Consider the following 18,379-nt stretch of genomic DNA (forward strand, 5'->3'; position numbering starts at 1 on the left):
TTTTAATCATAAAATCTGCAAGTTTTCTGCTATGAAGATAAGAAAACTTGCAGATTTAGCAAAGATATTCGCAAACTAATTTGCTGAATATCAGAAATTAAAACGAATTTTAAGGGACGACTATATAAGACGATTATGAAGCGTTTTTTAGTGGCACTATTCTTGCTGGCAGTGACAGGTTCGTTCAGCATGAGTGCCCAGTCGCTGACCGTATTCCTCGGCAATGGGGGGACTCTGTCGGCAGATCTGGCAAATGCGAAGATCACGTTTGGCAGCAATAGCACGATGACCCTGTGGAATGGGACCTCGGAGTCGACCGTATCTATCAACAATGTGACAAAAATCACATTCGATCTCACAACTTCGATGCCCACTGTGGCGAATTTCGGAGCCAATCAGCTGAGCATTTTCCCCAATCCGGCGGAAGATGTTATCAGGTTCCAAGGTTTGCCGATGGGCGTATCGGTAGTTTCGATTTACCGTTTGGACGGTATGCTTGTATTTTCCGGTGAGGTGGATGCCAAGTCGCCAATGCTCAATGTAGGTGGTTTGGCCGCAGGCTCCTATTTGGTGCGCGCCAATGGTCTAACGTCTAAACTCGTGAAGCGATGAAAAAGCTCTTTTCTATCTTGTTGGCATCGGTCTTAGTTGGTCTGGTGTCTTTTATGTTTGCCCAAGACTATCTGAGGATTCACAAGTCTGATGGCACGCAGGATGTGGTGGACGTATCCGTGATAGACAATATCACTTTCTCGGCAGACGGTGCTACCATGCACCTGAACAAGCTGGACGGCTCCGTCGTGGACTATGCGACCAATACAGTGGATAGCCTTTCTTTCCTGCAAGTGACTTCGACAGAGGTGTCGGTGATTTACGATGGCAACACGGTAACGGTAGTCAATCCCTTTGAAACCAAAGGTGTTACCGTGACGGTAAATGGTGCTGATGTAGTCGTGAATTCTACTCTCACAGACGAGTCACTCGTGTGCCGGCTCTCGGGAAGTACGGCCGATGGCTCGTTCAAGATCTACAGCAGCAGCCTCTTCAATCTCTATCTCGATGGTGTATCCATTACGAACGGTGATGGCCCGGCTATCAACTCTCAGTCTGATGTGGAGTGTATTGTCAATTTGGTAAACGGAACGGCCAATACGCTTACTGACGGTGCCACTTATGCTACCAGCACAGAGGATCAGAAGGGAACTTTCTTCAGTGAAGGAGAGATTATCTTAGTCGGGTCCGGAAGTCTGACAGTACAAGGCAATAATAATCATGCCGTTTGTTCTGATACGGCTGTTGAAATCTCGGATGGTACGCTTATTGTGTCAGGTGCTACCAACGATGCCATCCATACTGTTTATTACTATCAAGGAGGAGGCTCCGTGACGCTCAGTTCTACGGCAGATGGGATTGATGCCGATGAGACTGTGGAGGTTAGTGGCGGTATGCTCAAGGTAAACGCTCCCTCGCACGATGTCAAGGGCGTTAAGGCGGGTACTGACATTAAGATTACTTCCGGTACGATAGATGTGACCGTGACAGGCAATCAGTCCAAAGGATTCAAATCAGGTCAGGCTACAACGATCTCCGGAGGAACCATTACATTTACAACTTCGGGTGGTGTAGTCTTGGAGGCGGATGGATCTGGTTACGATCCTTCATACTGTACTGCCATCAAAGCAGACACAGATGTTACCATTTCAGGAGGTAAAGTTACGATCATCTCTACGGGTGTTGCCGGTAAGGGTATCTCTCCTGATGGAAGTTTCACGATGACAGGTGGTGAGCTTGGTATCACCCTCTCGGGCGGTGGTTCTACCTATACGGATCCCGACGGCGTACTCGATTCGTACTCTGCCACCGGTATTTCGCCTGATGGAAACTGCTACCTATACGGCGGTACGATTACGGTGAGCAGCTCTGGCGCTGCCGGTAAGTGTATCTCGGTAGATGGCGATCTTATAATCGGCGAATCCGTTAGCTCGACCGGTCCTACGATTAATGCCAGTACGACAGGTGATCAGTTTTATGTATCCGGCTCCGGAAACAATACCGACTATGCCAATGCTAAGGCAATCAAGAGTGATGCCAATGTGACCGTCAATAGCGGCACCATCGTTATCACCACTACCAAAGAAGGTGGTGAGGGGCTCGAGAGTAAGGCCGTAATGACTATAAATGGTGGTAACCTCGATATCCAAACCTATGATGACTGCATCAATGCCTCTTCGTCAGTCGTAATCACAGGTGGACGCATTTATTGTTATGCATCGAACAACGATGCCATCGATTCGAATGGTACGATCAGTATCAGTGGTGGTCTCATTGTTGCTTCCGGTGCAGGTGCACCAGAGGCAGGTATCGACTGTGACAACAATCAGTTTACCATCACAGGTGGCACTATCATAGGCATAGGAGGTGCCACGAGCAGTCCAACTGCCAGCGTGAGCACACAGCGATCAGTTGTCTACAAGGGTACGGCTTCCAATGGTCAGCTTGTTGCGGTGCTTAACTCTTCGGGGCAGCCCGTCCTTGTTTATAAGATCCCTCGTGCCTACAGCAATGTCGTTCTCCTCTTTAGCAATCCCAGTCTCGCCAATGGTTCTTATGCCCTCTATAAGGGTGGCACAATCACGGGAGCTACCGATGAATTCAACGGATGGTACGAGGGAGGTACCTATAGTGGTGGTACGCAGGCTACCACCTTCACAATCAATGGTATGGTAACCACTGTCGGCAATACCGGCGGTGGTGGTTGGTAATCACCATTTATTCGCATCATGGCTAAGAGGGGTGTCTGAACGTAGGTGTTCCGGCACTCCCTCTTTTTCGTATGCAATTGCGCGGATTGGCTTTTCTATAGATATTTCTTTATAAAGGATACTTCTGTCCTCAATAAAGGACATTTGTGTCCGCAGTAGAGGACAGAAATGTCCTTAGTAAAGGATAGCCCTTTTCTTTCAAACAAAGCCAAAGAGACTGTATCGAAATATCCGTTTCGATACAGTCTCTTATCATTTAAGAGCAGATGATTCTATTGATTGTGGATTCTGTTTTTGGTTATCGTGCTTAAAGAGAGATGATGCATTTGCGCGGGTAGATTGGTCTGTCCGGACGTTGGATCCAGACCACAATCATATAGGTGCCACTCTTGAGATCGAGAGCTTGCCTTAGAGGTTTACCATCTAAGAAGTGGCGGCACCATCGTTTCGTGGCATTGCCATTGATATACTTGACGGCATGTCCCGATAGCAGATATAGGACGCTACCGCAAAGAGACCCCTGGGGAAGAGCGTTTATTTCGGTTGCTATTCTCTTGGGATCTAAATAGCTGGGGCCGTTACCTTCGGCTTCTTCAGCAGGGGGCACTTCCAGTTGGGTCGTGTCAGCGTTAGTTGATTGCGAATTGATATAGCCTGGTGTGGCATATCCCGCGGATTGGAGCCCTCCTGCCCAGTTAGTCGAGTCCGACGCCGGTTGCTCGAAAGAGATGCGTTCAAGTGCTACGCCTCGTCTGGTCACATTGCCTGTCCCCAGCATTTGGGGCGTGTACACTACTTCTTCGAGAGGCTGCGTGTCATTGATAGCAAACAAACCGATGGTAAAACCTTTATTTGCCAATTGCGGGAGGTTCTCCATTGTCACTACATTCTGGGCTTGAGGATAGAAATCTGTTACGCCTGCTGCGGTTTTGGTCAGAACGATATATTCGCCCGGTCGGAGTGTATCAACTGCCGTCGGTAGGGGGATAATGGAGGGGTATTGACCATTCATGCGTAGACCGATGGCGAATTTGCTGAGCACGACAGGTTGGTCAGAGGGGTTGTACAATTCAATGTATTCACTGGCATCGACCAATGGGTTTGCCATCAACTCGTTGAGGGTGGGTTGTCCCAACAAGGTAGGATCCTCTTCTTCTTCCTCTTCTGTGGGAGGATTGGCACCGGGCATAACGCTGAGGTTATCGAATGTGAAGGCTTTGGCGCGGCTCTTGGTGTAAAAACAGTCAATGCCCAGCCCGCCAAGTTCGAAGGGAGATTCTTTGTCGAATGCGGACTGACCAATGTGGACTATCTGATCAGCGGTTTCTTCTTCTCCGCGGAGCCATAGATTCCAGCCCTTCCCCGTCTCATAGGTGGTGTGGAAAGTTATCTTGGATTTCTGCCCCAATGGATATGCGCTTCCGTCAATGAGGAGGTCAGCACGGACTATCTGGCTTGCACCTGACGGCAAAATGGTGAGGCGTACATCCACGAGATCCACACCCTTGGAGCCACTTCCCCAGCGCAGTGCTACGTAGTCGAACTCTGTGTCGCTCACTTCGTTATAGCAGTAGAGGTAACAGTAGAGATAATTATTGGCCGTGGGGCGGAAATCCAATTTGACATATCCACGCCAAGTCATGCTCTGCGAATATGGGACGGAGACAGCTATTCGCGATTCGTTCACATCTTCGGGGTTTTCGACGTAAAGCCTGAGTTGTTTTTTGAGGATGGTGAAGTCCTCTATTTGTCCTCGCCAAGGTGGCGAAGTGAGTTGGGTAATCTCGTCAAAGTCCTCACTCCATTGAGCCAAAAGGGGTGGACATATCACGCTCAACAGGCATATCCATACGAATAGTCGTCGTATCATGTATTACTGGATGATGTATTATTTATCTTAAGTGTGGTTTTTCCGTACTTTTGTACGTTGTTATTGCGCGATATGCATATTGTGCCATCGTGCTTGCGGCGGACAAAGGTAATGAGTTAAAGAATGAGGTGCAGAGAGTTTTCCTTTTGTTTCTAATTTTTTTGCTTGCCGAAAACCGAGAAGACGTTGCAAATGTTCAATAGAAAACAATAGACAGCAAAAATGAAAATAGCGATTGTAGGTGCGAGTGGAGCTGTAGGACAAGAGTTCCTACGAGTATTGTCGCAGAGAGACTTCCCCGTGGATGAGCTATACCTCTTCGGTTCTTCTCGGAGTGCAGGTACTTCCTATTCTTTCAAGGGGAAGGAGTACGTAGTCCGCAAGCTGAAGGACAACGATGATTTCAAGGGTATAGATATTGCTTTCTGTTCGGCCGGCGGTGATACTTCCATCTCATTTGCCGATACCATTACGCGTCATGGTACGCTGATGATAGACAATTCCAGTGCATTCCGTATGGAGGAGGATGTGCCTCTTGTCGTTCCTGAGGTCAATGGTGATGATGCGCTTGTTCACCCTCGCAATATCATCTCCAATCCCAATTGTACTACGATCCAGCTTGTCGTAGCTCTCCAGCCAATAGAGAAGTTATCCCACATCAAGCGTGTACATGTGGCTACCTACCAAGCAGCCAGTGGAGCGGGTGCGTTGGGAATGGCCGAATTGGAACAGCAGGCTGCTCAGTTGGCACATGGCGAGAATCCTACGGTCGATAAGTTTGCTTATCAATTGATGTATAATCTGATTCCTCAGATCGATGTCTTTATGGACAACGACTATACCAAGGAGGAGATGAAGATGCATCGTGAGACCAAGCGCATCATGCATAGCGATGTGTTGGTGAGCGCCACTTGTGTGCGAGTACCTGTCATGAGGGCACATTCGGAGGCTGTGTGGGTAGAGACCGAGCGACCGATCAGCCCGCAGGAGGCACGGAAAGCTTTTGCCAATGCCTCGGGAGTCTTACTCTGTGATGAGCCTGCAAAGCGACAGTATCCAATGCCTTTGTATGGAACAGAGCAGGATCCAGTAATCGTGGGACGCATCAGAGAGGATCTGGCCAATCCCAATGGCTTGACTTTCTGGTGTGTGTCGGATCAGATCCGTAAAGGTGCAGCACTCAATGCTGTTCAGATAGCCGAGTATCTCATCGCTAAAGGACATTTCGACCGCTAATAGCAGTAAGTCACACAAAGCATTATAAAAAGCGAACGAGACTGTGTCACGGAACTTAGCGTCCGAGCACAGTCTCGTTTCTTTTTATATGTTGAAAACGGTTAATTGCTTAATAGATGTCCTTCAGAAAGAGAAAAGGCTGCCATCCGAGAAAATACGGAAGAGGCAGCCTCGTAGGTTCTTTTCTATAGTAAATAGTCCTTAGGTATTGAGAAGATCTTTCGGCTTACCGGACGCAAAAGTCGGACAAAACCGACACACTACCAAGTAAATAAACATGTTGTTCAACAATGTTTACTATCCCCAGATAGCCGAAACAAACTCTCAATCCTCCGGCTTTATAATCTGAAAGAGACACCAACCAAAACAAAAGGTGTAGCCCAACCGGCAGAGACCTCTGAGAACAGTGCAAAATCGCGCTGTATGTAGAAACGAGCTCCGAGATGAAGACCATAGACAAAGCCCGTGTCATTGCCGAAATATCCTCCGAGTGTCTGACCGATGTAACCGTCAACACTTGATGCCAATTGGTAGTGGAAATCAAGCTTTGTAGCCAAAATCACTGCCGATAAGTTGTACTCTGTACCATAATAGCCTAAGCGACCTCCTGTGGTGAAGGCTCCTTTGCCACCGGCGATACCGGTCAAAATTCCGGCTTCCAAATCAGCCGTGGGCATAAAAGCCGCCGAGCCATGGTGAGAACCGATACCCATGCCGATATTAACCAATAAATCTCCTTTGCGAATAGCACTCTGTGCATTCATTGTGAAGATGCCGGCCAAAATGATGACCATGCTGAGAATTACCTTTTTCATACTGTTTTCGTTTTTAGTCGTTTGACAGTTTCCTCTAATTTTTTTATTTGTTTATCCTGATTTTTGATTGTAGTCAGTAGGGCTTTCAACTCTTCGTTCTCAATGGTGGAGGGGTAGCGCGCCTCCACTCGAAGCAGAAAGTCACTGAGTACATTCATGTAATTATTGAAAGCATCGTAGGGCGTATCGTATGGGCTGAAATTACCTGCATCGCCTCCACGCGTCTTCATGTAGTAGAAGTGGTCGGCACTCTGCAGATAGAGCCAGTCTTGCAGCAGACGTTGGTCGTCTATCATACGTACTCGCTCGCCCCATTGTTCGAGTTTGTCGCGTGCCCCCTGTTGCAGCACATTGCCAAGCCATGTAGCCACGTCTTTCTCTTCACCGGTCCAGCTGATAGGATAGACGGCAGAGAATTTGGCCACAGGTTGATAGGTGTCTATCAATTCCGATGGAGTGGCGAAGCTCACAATTTCGCTCTTGGCTGCCAGTACGGGGAGTGCGCGGAAGAAGTCGAATATCCCTGTCTCCTGCGGATGCAGCGAACCGAGAACTTCGTAGTTCATGAAGAGATTGAATATCTGCTCCTCTTCGGGAGTCTCGCCTATCCAGCGTATCATCTTGTCAGCCGTCAGCGGGAATTCGTTCCAGTCGTAGCGCGAGAATAAGGCACTAATGGCATCGCTTAGACGGGGATTGCGCAGCAGCAAAGTCAAGTCCGGAGCGGATGCCGCTTTGTACAGATAGTTCGGACTCTTCCAACCGAGGATGTGCTTGGCACCCTCCGTCAGCATAACACGGAAACCCATCTCGGCTACTTGGGTAGCGATCTCATCGGAGAATATCAGTTCTGTGTTGCGTAATACTCTCGGCTTAAGGCCGAAGAGTTCCTCCATGCGACGACTGTGTATCATCGTTTGGTTGTAAAACTCCTCTACATCATATAGCGATGACAGAGAGTGGGCATAGGTTTCGGCCAGAAACTCTACTTGTCCTGTCGCTGCCAAGTCGCGGAATGAATCCAGAACTTCCGGTGAATAGGATTCGAGCTGTTCGAGAGCCGTGCCTGAAATGGAGAATGAGACCCTGAATGAGGGATGCTCCGCAATGATTTCTTTCATCAGACGGTTGGCCGGCAGATAGCACTTTTGCGTTATCTGCCTCATGATCTCCTCATTGCGGAAATCATCGTAGTAGTAGTGATCATTCCCGATGTCGAAGAATCGGTATCGCTTCAGCCTGAATGGCTGATGTAGCTGGAAGTATAGGCAGATATGTTTCATCGTTCTGTTATTTTATTATATATGTCACGTACCTTCTGTCCTGCAGTTTCCCATTTGATGTTGTTCACCTCACGCAGTCCCTCGTCGCGTAGGAAAGTATGGAGTTCGGGATAGGCGATGAGGGCATACATGGCGTCGGCCAAGGCATCGATGTCCCAATAGTCCACTTTGATAGCATAGTCGAGAATCTCCGCGCAACCACTTTGCTTAGAGATAATGGATGGCACTCCGCACTGCATGGCCTCCAAAGGAGAGATGCCGAAAGGCTCCGATACCGAGGGCATCACATAGACATCGCTGGCCTTGAATACTTCGTACACTTGATTGCCTTTCATAAATCCGGTGAAGTGGAAACGGTGAGCAATTTTATGTCGTGCTGCCAACCTGATCATCTCGTTCATCATATCTCCGTTGCCGGCCATGACGAAGCGGATATTCTCGGTGTGTTTCAACACCTTGGCAGCAGCCTCGACGAAGTATTCGGGACCCTTCTGCATGGTGATGCGTCCGAGGAAAGTGATCACTTTCTCTTTTACGCCACGCCGATCCGGGAGTGCCAAGATGGCAGGAGCCAAAGGTTCTACAGCATTGTGTACGGTCGTGACCTTGTCCGGGTTTTGTCCATACTTCTCAATGACGGTACGCCGTGTCAGATTGCTTACTGTGATGATATGGTCTGCATGATTCATGCCGTCCTTCTCAATGGCGAATACTTGCGGATTGACGTTACCACGGCTGCGGTCGAAGTCAGTGGCATGTACGTGTATGACGAGGGGTTTGCCTGTGATGGTTTTGGCATGTATGCCGGCGGGGTAGGTGAGCCAGTCGTGTGAATGGATGACGTCGCAGGGGATCGTTCGAGCGATGACGCCGGCGACGATGGAGTAGTTGTTGATTTCTTCGAGCAGATTGTCTGGATAGCGCCCCGAGAACTCTATACAGCCCAGCGCATCTGTATGCTTGTGACTGAAGTCGGCATATATATGGTTGCGTAGCTCGTTGTATGTCTGTCGGCCCATACGATTACCCAGTAGTTGCTCCACCTCTCCTTCGTTTACCGACTTGTAGACCACCGGTGTGCAGTTGGCACCGATGATGTGGAGGAAACTTTGATCTTCGTCGCCCCAAGGCTTGGGGATGACGAAGGTAATGTCCATGTCCGGCTGCATAGCCATACCCCTTGTGAGGCCGTAGCTCGCCGTACCCAATCCTCCGAGAATGTGTGGGGGAAACTCCCATCCGAACATCAATGCCTTCATATTTTCCACTTCGTATAGCTGTACATATGATGAGTATCTGGGTGCATGCCGTGTTCGGTCTGGTTGAGTAGCTCTTTGGCTCTCAGTATTTCTCCCACGCTCATGGCGAAAGATATGGCTCCACGACCTGTGAACGGCGGATTGCCGTCGAACAGCTCCGAGATAGTGCCTACACCATGCATCTGCAACTCTTCTTCCATCCCGATGAGCATCCTTTCCAAGAATGCCACTCCGCTGTTCCCGTATAGTCGCAGGTAGGCTTCTGTGTATTGACCTAAGAGCCAGGGCCAAGCCGACCCATTATAATAAGCCAATTCACGATCCTCTTGTTTGCCTTGACAGTGGGGCTGGTAGCCCTCGCTTTTGGGACTTAGAGTGCGAATGCCCTTAGGGGTGAGGAGTTCGCGGGTGGTAATCTCCAAAACATGCAACTGCTGGCGTCTCTGTAGTGGTGTGTAGGGTAGAGAGGCTGCAAAGAGCATATTGGGGCGGACGCTCCAGTCTTGTGGCTTGCCGTCCTGTACGTAGTCGAAGAGATAATTGTAGCAGTTGAGGAAAACATCGGGGAATGATTGCTCTATGCGGGAGATCAGGCTGTCTGTCTCTGGTCTTGCTCCGTTGAGTTCGCGATCGAAGCAGAGCGCATTGTACCATAGCGCATTCAGCTCCACAAGATAGCCTTCGCGAGGGATAACGGCACGTCCGTTCAGCTTCGCATCCATCCAACCCAGAGGTTCGCCATTGCCGGTGGCATACAGTAATCCGTTCTCACGAACGCGTACCGTTGGGTGTTGATTGGAGAGATAGTAGTCTGCCACCTCTCGAACGAATGCTCCGAACCTACGCGCTTCCTCTATACCGTTTCTGCGGGCATACTGTTGCACCACCCATATAGCCCAAGAACCTATGTCCTGTTCGTGTAGCCCTTGTATCGTGCCACAATGCTCCTGCTCCTGCATGAAGCGTTGCATAACAGGTACTATCGTGTTCATGATGCGCTCGAATCGCTCGGGAGCATCTACGCATAGTGTACATCCGGGTAGTGCAACGAGTAAGTCGCGAGCACGCACACCAAACCACGGATAGCCTGCAAGCAGGTAGCCGTCTTCAGGGGTGGGGCGATAGTAAAGCTGGTGAGCTGCATTCCTGAGACAACTGAAGAAGTCTTCCCTGGGAATACGCTCTTTCACCTCCTTGGCAAAGGTCGTTCGCAGCGTGTTGGGATTGGCTTCTTCAAGACCGGCAGCAAAGTAGAGAGATTCACCTTTCTTAATAGGTATCTCGAATATCCCCGGCATATACAGATCTTCCGTGCACTCGTATCCTCTTTCCCTTTCTTTGGCGTATTCAAAATCCTTGTACCAGCATCCCCCTTCAATGTATTGCGGTTCCTTACTGAACTGCATGAAGAGGTGAGGATAACCGTTGTATAAGCTGACGCCAATGCCGTTGCGAGCAGGGACATGATCGCGATTGATCTGACCGTTCTCATGCGTCAGAGCACGTACACTCCTAAAAGCCAACAGTGGGCGGAAGCGAAGCAGCGTATCGCTATTGGCTTCTATCAGGGTATATTTGATGATGGCGCGGTTGATGTAGTGGCAGAATACCTGCTCGCGTTTGAGGATGACGCCACCAACGCGGAATACCGTCGCAGGCACTACATCTACATTGTGTTCGCGTATGTATTTGTGCCCGTTCGGGCTGATGACGCCCCCTTTGTAGTGGTGGACAGCTACGTTGAATTCAGCTCCGTGTTGAACGATGGTCAGGTCTAACGAAGAGAGCAATACACGATTCTGATCGCCCAGTTCGGGGATGGGCACGACCAATAGGCCATGATACTTGCGTGTATTGCAGCCTACTATAGTCGAACTTGCATAAGCTCCTTTTCGGTTGGTGCGGATGTATTCACGCTGTAGCGATTCGTCCAGATTCGCCAAGAGCGTTTTGTCGAATTTGAGATAACTCATCGTCTCTACTTTCTCTCCTCTACGGACTGTTGTTTTCGCTAATGTAGCAATAAATCTGAGACATGATGCCGTATCCGTTACTATAATGACATCGTTTACATGCGGTTCATGTGGTAGAATCGCTTCTCCAAAGAGGAAGCTTGGGGACGGGATTAGTCGATGAGGAGGATGTTGTTTCGGTTGAGACGGATGCGTCCTTCGTTTTCGAGGGCTTTGAGAAGGCGGGAGACAACTACGCGAGAGCTGTTCAGATCGTTGGCGATCTCCTGATGCGTCTGGGTAATGGTCTTGGATCCGTTTATCTTGCTTTTCTCCAAGAGATAATTGTATAGTCGCTCGTCCATTTTGAGGAATGCGATGCTGTCGATGGCGGTGAGCATCTCCTGCAGGCGATTGTTGTAGCTCTCGAAGACAAAGGCTCGCCACGACTTATAACGCCCCAACCATTCCTCCATCTTGCCTATAGGGATCATCGCCACGAGTCCGTCGTTCTCTGCCACGGCACGTATCTGGCTCTTCTTGTAGCCCATGCAGCAGGCCAGTGTCATCGCACAAGTGTCGCCTTTCTCCAAGAAATAGAGGAGCAGTTCGCCTGCATCGAAGTCTTCGCGCATGATCCGTATGGCTCCGCTTATCAGCAGGGGCATTGTCTTGATGTACTTACCTATGTCGATGAGGATATCGCCTTCGTGAAATTCTACGAGTTGGGCTGTCGAGGCTATTTCCTCCACGAGCGCTTTTTCGAATATACCGCCATAGGTCTTATAGATGAGTTCTTCCATGCGTGAATCTCTTCTGTTATCTAATGTAAATGTAGGGCGAATAATCCGTTTTTCCTCGTTCGCCTATCTGAACAGAAAGAGGGGAAGCCCGAAATTTCATTCCGGCTTCCCCTCTCTTGTCGTTTGTTGATTGGTCTCTGTCGAGATCCGATGTTACTTCATGATCTTCAAAGAATGTCTGCTGCCATTGCCCTCTACAAGGAGGATATAGGCTCCGGATGCAAGAGCATATACGTCCATAGAGAAGACAGAGGTGCCGGCTACCGCCTGCTTGGCTGTGGCTGCTACTTCTTCGCCTGCTACGTTGTACAACTTTACTTGGTATTGTCCGGAAACGGGTACGCTCAGTGAGATAGCCAGTTCAGAGTGGTTGGCATTGAACCATGCACGCAGCGGTTGGGCTTCAGCAGCAATGGCTTCGATACCGGTCTCGTGCATGCAAGTGAATTTGAACGGATCGGGTTCGCCGATGAACGGATAAGTTTCTTTGCGGCCGCTGTTGTCAGCAGCCGAGATGTAGTACTCCACTTTGTCGTTCTTGTTCAGACCGGTGAAGCTATAGGTGTAATGACCGGCACTCTCAAGCGTCATATCTGCAGCTACAAAACTGCCTGCACCGTTGATGCGGTAGTAGCATTGTACGGGAGAGATGGTCGCTCCGGCGCAAGAGATCACATCGGCTTCGATCTTGAAGTTGGGGCCTGCTTGTTCGCCGAGCATGGGGTAATGCTTGATGTAGAGGAGACCTTTGTCAGCTACTTCGTGCGTGCGGCAGTGCAGGGCATCTGTGCCGAGCCAGGGAGTTGCCGATGCACCTTTGACACCAATGATTTCGTAGCCGGGCATTGCCTTCTTGTACACTTCGAGGGCGGCGTTGTCCACCGTTGTGTTACCGCTGATGGGTACGAATACGCGTCCGTTGAGGATGAGCGAGTTGGTGTACGGCTGCTCGTTGGTCACTTCCGAGCGATACACTTCGTACTTCGTGCCCCAGGGAGAAGTCTTGGCGGCAAAGTAGGCAGCCATATCCTCTACGGCCTGGTACTGTGCGTGAGAAGTGGGCACCTTGCGGATCAAGATCTTGTTCGGAGCCAAATACTTGCCCCAGCAGTCCACGTGATCGATATAGGTGTTGTTGGGGTCTTGTACTACGTCGTGATTCGTGATGCCGAGGTAGTCTTTCATCTTCTGATTGACCTGAGCTTCTGACAGAGAAGAGTTCTCTGTGTAGGCGATGTGCGATTGCACTGCTGTGCCATAGCCGTCTGTCATATAGTTACCACCTGTTTGGTTGAGCTTCATACCGAACATTTCGATGCCGAGATACTGAGCTTCGTATTTGGGGAAGTCATCGTCTTGAGGACGGGGGCGGTTGTAAATGAAGTCCACGAGCCCTACTTTGTTGGTGTCATACATCATGAACCAGCCGGTGTAGTCGCGCGTCCAGTAGGAGTTGGTGGGAGCGATGATGAAGTCGCAGTTGCTCAGGTTTACACCGTTCTGTGTGTACTGGTTGGTCACTGTGGTCTTCTGAGTTTCGTTGGCCACGATGGTAATTACCTTGTCTTTCTTGGCCAATTCTTTGATCAGATCCATGGGGATACCAAACGGATATCGTACCAAGACAGCCTCAGCACGTTCGTATTCGGCGATGGCACGGACCGGACCTGCCGGCGGGTTGGTTTCCTGGAAAGCGCGTTGCATTTCTTCCGTTGCAAGCATGACGGTCTTCCCATTTACCTGGGTCTGAGTCTGGGCGATTACGGGCAGTTGGAGTAGTCCCAATGCCAGCATCATTGCTTTAGCTTGTAAGAGCTTTTTCATTGTGATACGTATTATATTATGTGTTAGAACATTTTTTTTCGTAGCGATGACCCTGGGTCAGGCCTTCCGCTTTGGCCATTTTTTATGATACGAAGGGGAAAGCTGCGCGTAAAATTATAAGAAATCATGAGACGGTATTATCGGAGGTGCTATTTTTTCGCGGGCATGAGGTAGTCTCGCTTCAGAGTCTCCCCTCGTCGGCAAAGCTGTAGTAGGCCCCGTCGTCGCCTATGATGAGGTGGTCGTTGAGCCGGAAGCCGATCAATTGTGCTGCCTGCTCCACTCTGCGGGTGAGCGCAATGTCCTGCTCGCTCGGCTGTAAGGAGCCGGAAGGGTGGTTGTGAGCCAAGATGATGGCCGATGCCAGATGTGAGATGGCTTTGTGCATGATGAGTCGCACATCCACCGAGGTCTCCGATATGCCTCCGCGACTGAGGTTTTCTGTGGCTATTACTCTGCCTGCCTGATTGAGTAGCAGCACCCACATCTCTTCCTGTGGCAGGTCGGTGAGGTAGGGACTGATGGCGCGGTAGGCTGCGCGGCTGCTATTTACTATCTCTTTGCGTGGCATTTCGCGGGCAGGTGTCCTGCGAGCGAGTTCCATGGCTGCCATGATGGTGACAGCCTTGGCGGGTCCCATGCCTCGGAATGGCTGGGTCAGCTCGTGGAGTTCGCATTTGGCCAAGCGTGGCAAGCTATGGTCCATTCGTGCCAATATCTCTTGTGCAAGCTGGACTGCTGTTTGTCTGTCGTTGCCCGAACCGATAAGGATGGCGAGTAGCTCGGCATCCGACAGGCTGCGAGCACCAAGCCGCATCATCTTTTCGCGCGGTCGGTCGGCTTCGTCCAGTTCTTTGATGGTCATTTTCTTCATATAGGTAGTCGTGTCAATAGCTCTCGGACAGAGGGCAAAAATACTTGTTTTGGCTTCTGTGCAAAATATCCATCTCCACAATAAACGGACAAAAAATAGCTACTCTTGCCAATGATATTCTTGCAGGGCGCTGTTGTTATGGATAGCCTTTGAGACTGATACTGTATAGATAGTTGTGATAAACCTTCTTCCAGAAACTAGGTTTGCAAGTCTTGATAGCCTTTGAGACTGATACTGTATAGATAGCCCGCTCAAACGAGCAGGTGCAGAATGAATGGGTGAGGTCTTGATAGCCTTTGAGACTGATACTGTATAGATAGACCCTCAGGGAGGGGATGTGGGCGAGAGAGGAACTACAGGTCTTGATAGCCTTTGAGACTGATACTGTATAGATAGGGAAATAAAGGCCTATTTTTCACCGCTGGTGAAGTTGTCTTGATAGCCTTTGAGACTGATACTGTATAGATAGTACAGACAGATGACTCTTGAAGAATGCTCTGAGTTGTCTTGATAGCCTTTGAGACTGATACTGTATAGATAGATTTGTAGAGATAAGCAAACGAGTGCTACACTCTGTCTTGATAGCCTTTGAGACTGATACTGTATAGATAGTTTAATAATATGATATCCGGTTTCCAGAAGAAATACGGTCTTGATAGCCTTTGAGACTGATACTGTATAGATAGGAGTTGATTATCAATAAGTTAAAGAGCGCCTGATTGGGCAACTGACTGATAACAAGCCTATTGGTTTTCTTCGAAAATGGAGGGGTAAAAATGTTCATGTATGAACGTTCAGCCTCTCCCGACAGGCTTTATCTCATTCTGTGACAAAGATATATAAAGTTTTTGATCATTCGAAAAAAGAGAAAATAAAATTGCCAAATTCTCGATTTTCGAATTATGCGAAAAATGCCCCTTGATTATCAAGGAGTTACAATGATCTAAAAGGTCGTTTCTTCGAAAATGACAGGCAAAAACAACCAATTCTCCATATTTCGAAAAACAGACAAAAGCATGTGAGGCAGTAACTGCCTGATAATCAATAAATAGAGTGGCAGGAAGCCTTTCGAGATTATTCGAAAATGAAAACAGGGTGTAGGTGATGTCTTTAGAGTGTTTTCTGATGTTCGTTTCTTCGCTTTTTGTGTGCCAAAAAAAGTTTTCAACAACGAAGACTTCTTTAGATTCATTCTAATTAAGCAGCCTTTTGGGGACTCTGTCGATGGGCGAAACGGAGATGAACAATGAGCCTTTTTGCTTTTGATGATGACCTTTAGGCTTCTCAGATGTCATCTTTATAATTCCTACATTCAATCTTTATAAAGATCACCATGTAAACTTTACGTTATTGGAAATGATAATTATAAAGGTTACATCTCAAAAACCTAATTATTACAGGTCTCAAAAGCCGTATCGGGGCGTAAGAAAATAAGAAGCACCCGTTGAGTTCGCAGCAGAACTCAATGGGTGCTTGATGCTAATTGCTATGACTTGGGAGGGTTTGCTACGTCCTATTCGTCATCTGAAAAACAACGAATAATGGGAGATCGAAAGAAAAAGGAGAGGGACACAGCCATAGCTGCTGTTCTTGAGATTGCGATTCATCGTTGCTTCCATTTACTACGTATTGTTTTTCGATCTTACTCGTCGGTGCGCCTTGATATTCAGTTGTTTATGTGTAGTGGCACGGTCGATCGGTGCACAAAAGTAGCAAAAAGGAAGCACTTCTCCTCCTCCTCGCTGATTAGGGGCATATCACAGAGCCTGTAGGCGTTTCCGTACGATCACGAACAAATAAGTGCTATTTTTGTCGTGCTTTCGCCGTTGGAGGTCTTCTCTTGCGCTGAAAGCTCCTTTTATGGAAAAAATCACAACAATAAAAAAAACAGGTCGCATCGCTCTCGGCTCTTTCTCTCTCTCATGTGAGAAACCGTTGGTTTCGTGTCGGAGGGATAGCTTTGGGGGTGCGTGGTGGCATCATAACTATAGAATGATATGCAGTGGCTGAATGAATTGCTATTCGGTACGGGGGTGGGACACTCCATTCTCTTGGTGGCCGTTACCATTGCCTTGGGTATTTGGTTGGGCAAGGTCAAGATCTTCGGGGTTTCTCTCGGTGTTACTTTCGTCCTTTTCGTCGGGATCATTCTGGGGCATTTCGGCATGCATCTGAATCACGATGTACAGCATTTTTTCAAGGAGTTTGGTCTCATCCTCTTTGTCTATTCCGTGGGTATGCAGGTGGGGCCCGGCTTCTTCTCTTCGCTCCGTAAGGGCGGGCTCATGCTCAATATGCTGGCGGTGGGAGTGGTGTCGTTGGGAGTCGTTACGTCCATTGTGCTGCATTTCGTGACGGGGCTCCCCATGTCCACGATGGTGGGCATCCTCTCGGGTGCCGTGACCAATACGCCGGGCCTCGGCGCTGCCGAGCAGACCCTTCACGACTTGACGGGGGCAAGCGATCCGACGATCACCCTCGGCTATGCTGTGGCTTATCCTCTGGGGGTGGTGGGCATCATCACTTCCATGCTGATCATCCGTGCGATCTTCCGTATCAATATGGACCGCGAGAAAGAGGTGCTGGACCATCTGGAGCAAGAGGATGAGACGCAGGCCATGGCGCTGTCGCTGGTGGTGAAGAATCCGGCTGTCTTCTCCAAGACGCTGGGCGAAGTGCATCAGCTGCTCAAGAAACACGACTACGTGATCTCGCGCACGATGGACTCACGCACGAACAATATCTCACCGGCTCATTCCGATACCGTGCTCCACGAAGACGACCGCATCTTTGTCATTACCAATCCACAGAATGCTCCGATGATCATCAACTTCATCGGGACGGAGGTGCAGATGGATCGCAAGCAGTGGATCCCGAACGAAACCAACCTGATCAGTCGCCGATTCATCGTCACAAAGTCCGAACTGAACGGGCGCAAGCTCGGCTCCTTGCAGCTACGCAAGCTGCACGGCATGAATGTGACGCGTGTGAACCGTGCCGGCGTGGAGATGGTGGCTTCTGCTTCCCTGCCCTTGCAGGTGGGCGACCGCATCACCGTAGTCGGTAGCGAAGTGGGCATGCAGAAGGTGGAGGAACTGATCGGTAACTCGGTGAAGCGTCTGAACGAACCGAATCTGATCGCCATATTTGTTGGAATAGGACTGGGTATCCTCTTGGGTTCCATTCCCATCATCTTGCCCGGCATACCACAGCCGGTGAAGTTAGGTTTGGCAGGCGGCCCCCTCGTGGTGGCTATCCTGCTCAGTCGCTTCGGCTATCGCTATAAGTTGGTTACTTATACGACACCGAGCGCCAACCTGATGCTCAGAGAGGTCGGTATCGCCATCTTCCTTGCCTGTGTAGGCATCGGAGCGGGTGACGGTTTCGTGGATACAATAGTCAATAAAGGCGGTTTTACATGGGTGGGCTATGGTATCCTGATCACCCTGCTGCCACTACTCATTATCGGATTTACAGCTCGTAAGGGATGCAAGGTGAACTTCCTCACCCTCATGGGATTGATGGCCGGTAGTATGACCGACCCACCCGCACTCGCCTATGCCACCAATACGGGCAATCATGATAGCTCCGCCGTGGGCTATGCCACGGTCTATCCGCTTACGATGTTTCTGAGGGTACTCACAGCCCAGTTGCTCATCCTCTTCTTCTGCTCGTGACGAGGGTGATTTAAGTCGATAGCT

The 18,379-nt window shown here is 49.4% G+C and carries 12 protein-coding genes and 1 CRISPR repeat array; of the genes, 4 read left to right on the forward strand and 8 right to left on the reverse strand.

Annotated features, from left to right (window positions below):
• Positions 1 to 135 precede the first annotated feature (135 nt).
• Together C7382_RS02715 and C7382_RS02720 are read left to right on the forward strand one after the other, a co-directional pair.
• Positions 136 to 612, forward strand: coding sequence for a T9SS type A sorting domain-containing protein (locus C7382_RS02715; RefSeq protein ID WP_116678785.1), 477 nt, complete (start codon positions 136 to 138; stop codon positions 610 to 612).
• The gene (locus tag C7382_RS02720) at positions 609 to 2,762 is read left to right on the forward strand and encodes a carbohydrate-binding domain-containing protein (RefSeq protein ID WP_116678786.1); all 2,154 of its coding nucleotides are present in this window, start codon (positions 609 to 611) and stop codon (positions 2,760 to 2,762) included. Before C7382_RS02715 ends, C7382_RS02720 begins: the two co-directional genes overlap by 4 nt.
• Positions 2,763 to 3,069: 307 nt before the next feature.
• On the opposite strand, the gene C7382_RS02725 is transcribed toward C7382_RS02720, so the two are convergent.
• Complete coding sequence (locus tag C7382_RS02725; RefSeq protein WP_116678787.1) at positions 3,070 to 4,632, reverse strand: lamin tail domain-containing protein; 1,563 nt, start codon at positions 4,630 to 4,632, stop codon at positions 3,070 to 3,072.
• 222 nt (positions 4,633 to 4,854) lie between these two features.
• Here C7382_RS02725 and C7382_RS02730 point away from each other — a divergent pair, with 222 nt between their 5' ends.
• Positions 4,855 to 5,868: an aspartate-semialdehyde dehydrogenase gene (locus C7382_RS02730; RefSeq protein WP_116678788.1), complete on the forward strand. Its 1,014-nt coding sequence runs from the start codon at positions 4,855 to 4,857 to the stop codon at positions 5,866 to 5,868.
• A 338-nt stretch (positions 5,869 to 6,206) separates the two neighbouring features.
• Here the strand turns inward: C7382_RS02730 and C7382_RS02735 are convergent, their stop codons facing one another.
• The 7 genes from C7382_RS02735 to radC all read right to left on the reverse strand — a co-directional run bounded on the left by C7382_RS02735 (position 6,207) and on the right by radC (position 14,678).
• Positions 6,207 to 6,683, reverse strand: coding sequence for a hypothetical protein (locus tag C7382_RS02735; protein ID WP_116678789.1), 477 nt, complete (start codon positions 6,681 to 6,683; stop codon positions 6,207 to 6,209).
• Positions 6,680 to 7,966 carry a glycoside hydrolase family 57 protein gene (locus C7382_RS02740; RefSeq protein WP_116678790.1) on the reverse strand — a complete coding sequence of 429 codons (1,287 nt, stop codon included), beginning with the start codon at positions 7,964 to 7,966 and terminating at the stop codon, positions 6,680 to 6,682. Before C7382_RS02740 ends, C7382_RS02735 begins: the two co-directional genes overlap by 4 nt.
• Positions 7,963 to 9,225, reverse strand: a complete 1,263-nt coding sequence (locus C7382_RS02745; protein ID WP_116678791.1) for a glycosyltransferase — start codon at positions 9,223 to 9,225, stop codon at positions 7,963 to 7,965. Before C7382_RS02745 ends, C7382_RS02740 begins: the two co-directional genes overlap by 4 nt.
• Positions 9,222 to 11,198, reverse strand: coding sequence for a glycogen debranching enzyme N-terminal domain-containing protein (locus tag C7382_RS02750; protein ID WP_116678792.1), 1,977 nt, complete (start codon positions 11,196 to 11,198; stop codon positions 9,222 to 9,224). The genes C7382_RS02745 and C7382_RS02750 overlap by 4 nt, the downstream gene beginning before the upstream one ends.
• Positions 11,199 to 11,350: 152 nt before the next feature.
• Entirely contained in the window at positions 11,351 to 11,980 is a 630-nt protein-coding gene (locus C7382_RS02755; RefSeq protein WP_116678793.1) for a Crp/Fnr family transcriptional regulator, read from the reverse strand.
• Between the two features lie 153 nt (positions 11,981 to 12,133).
• Positions 12,134 to 13,804 (reverse strand): agmatine deiminase family protein, encoded by a 1,671-nt coding sequence (locus C7382_RS02760; RefSeq protein ID WP_116678794.1) that lies wholly within the window; start codon positions 13,802 to 13,804, stop codon positions 12,134 to 12,136.
• A 181-nt stretch (positions 13,805 to 13,985) separates the two neighbouring features.
• Positions 13,986 to 14,678, reverse strand: a complete 693-nt coding sequence (radC, locus tag C7382_RS02765; protein ID WP_116678795.1) for a RadC family protein — start codon at positions 14,676 to 14,678, stop codon at positions 13,986 to 13,988.
• Positions 14,679 to 14,814: 136 nt separating this feature from the next.
• Positions 14,815 to 15,364: a CRISPR direct-repeat array (repeat unit 37 nt; unit sequence GTCTTGATAGCCTTTGAGACTGATACTGTATAGATAG).
• A gap of 1,311 nt (positions 15,365 to 16,675) precedes the next feature.
• Here radC and C7382_RS02775 point away from each other — a divergent pair.
• A complete protein-coding gene (locus C7382_RS02775) occupies positions 16,676 to 18,355 on the forward strand; it encodes a putative transporter (protein ID WP_116678797.1) in 1,680 nt (559 codons plus the stop codon).
• The last annotated feature ends 24 nt before the right edge of the window (positions 18,356 to 18,379 follow it).

It is taken from the genome of Porphyromonas loveana (genome assembly GCF_003096695.1).
Taxonomy (GTDB): domain Bacteria; phylum Bacteroidota; class Bacteroidia; order Bacteroidales; family Porphyromonadaceae; genus Porphyromonas; species Porphyromonas loveana.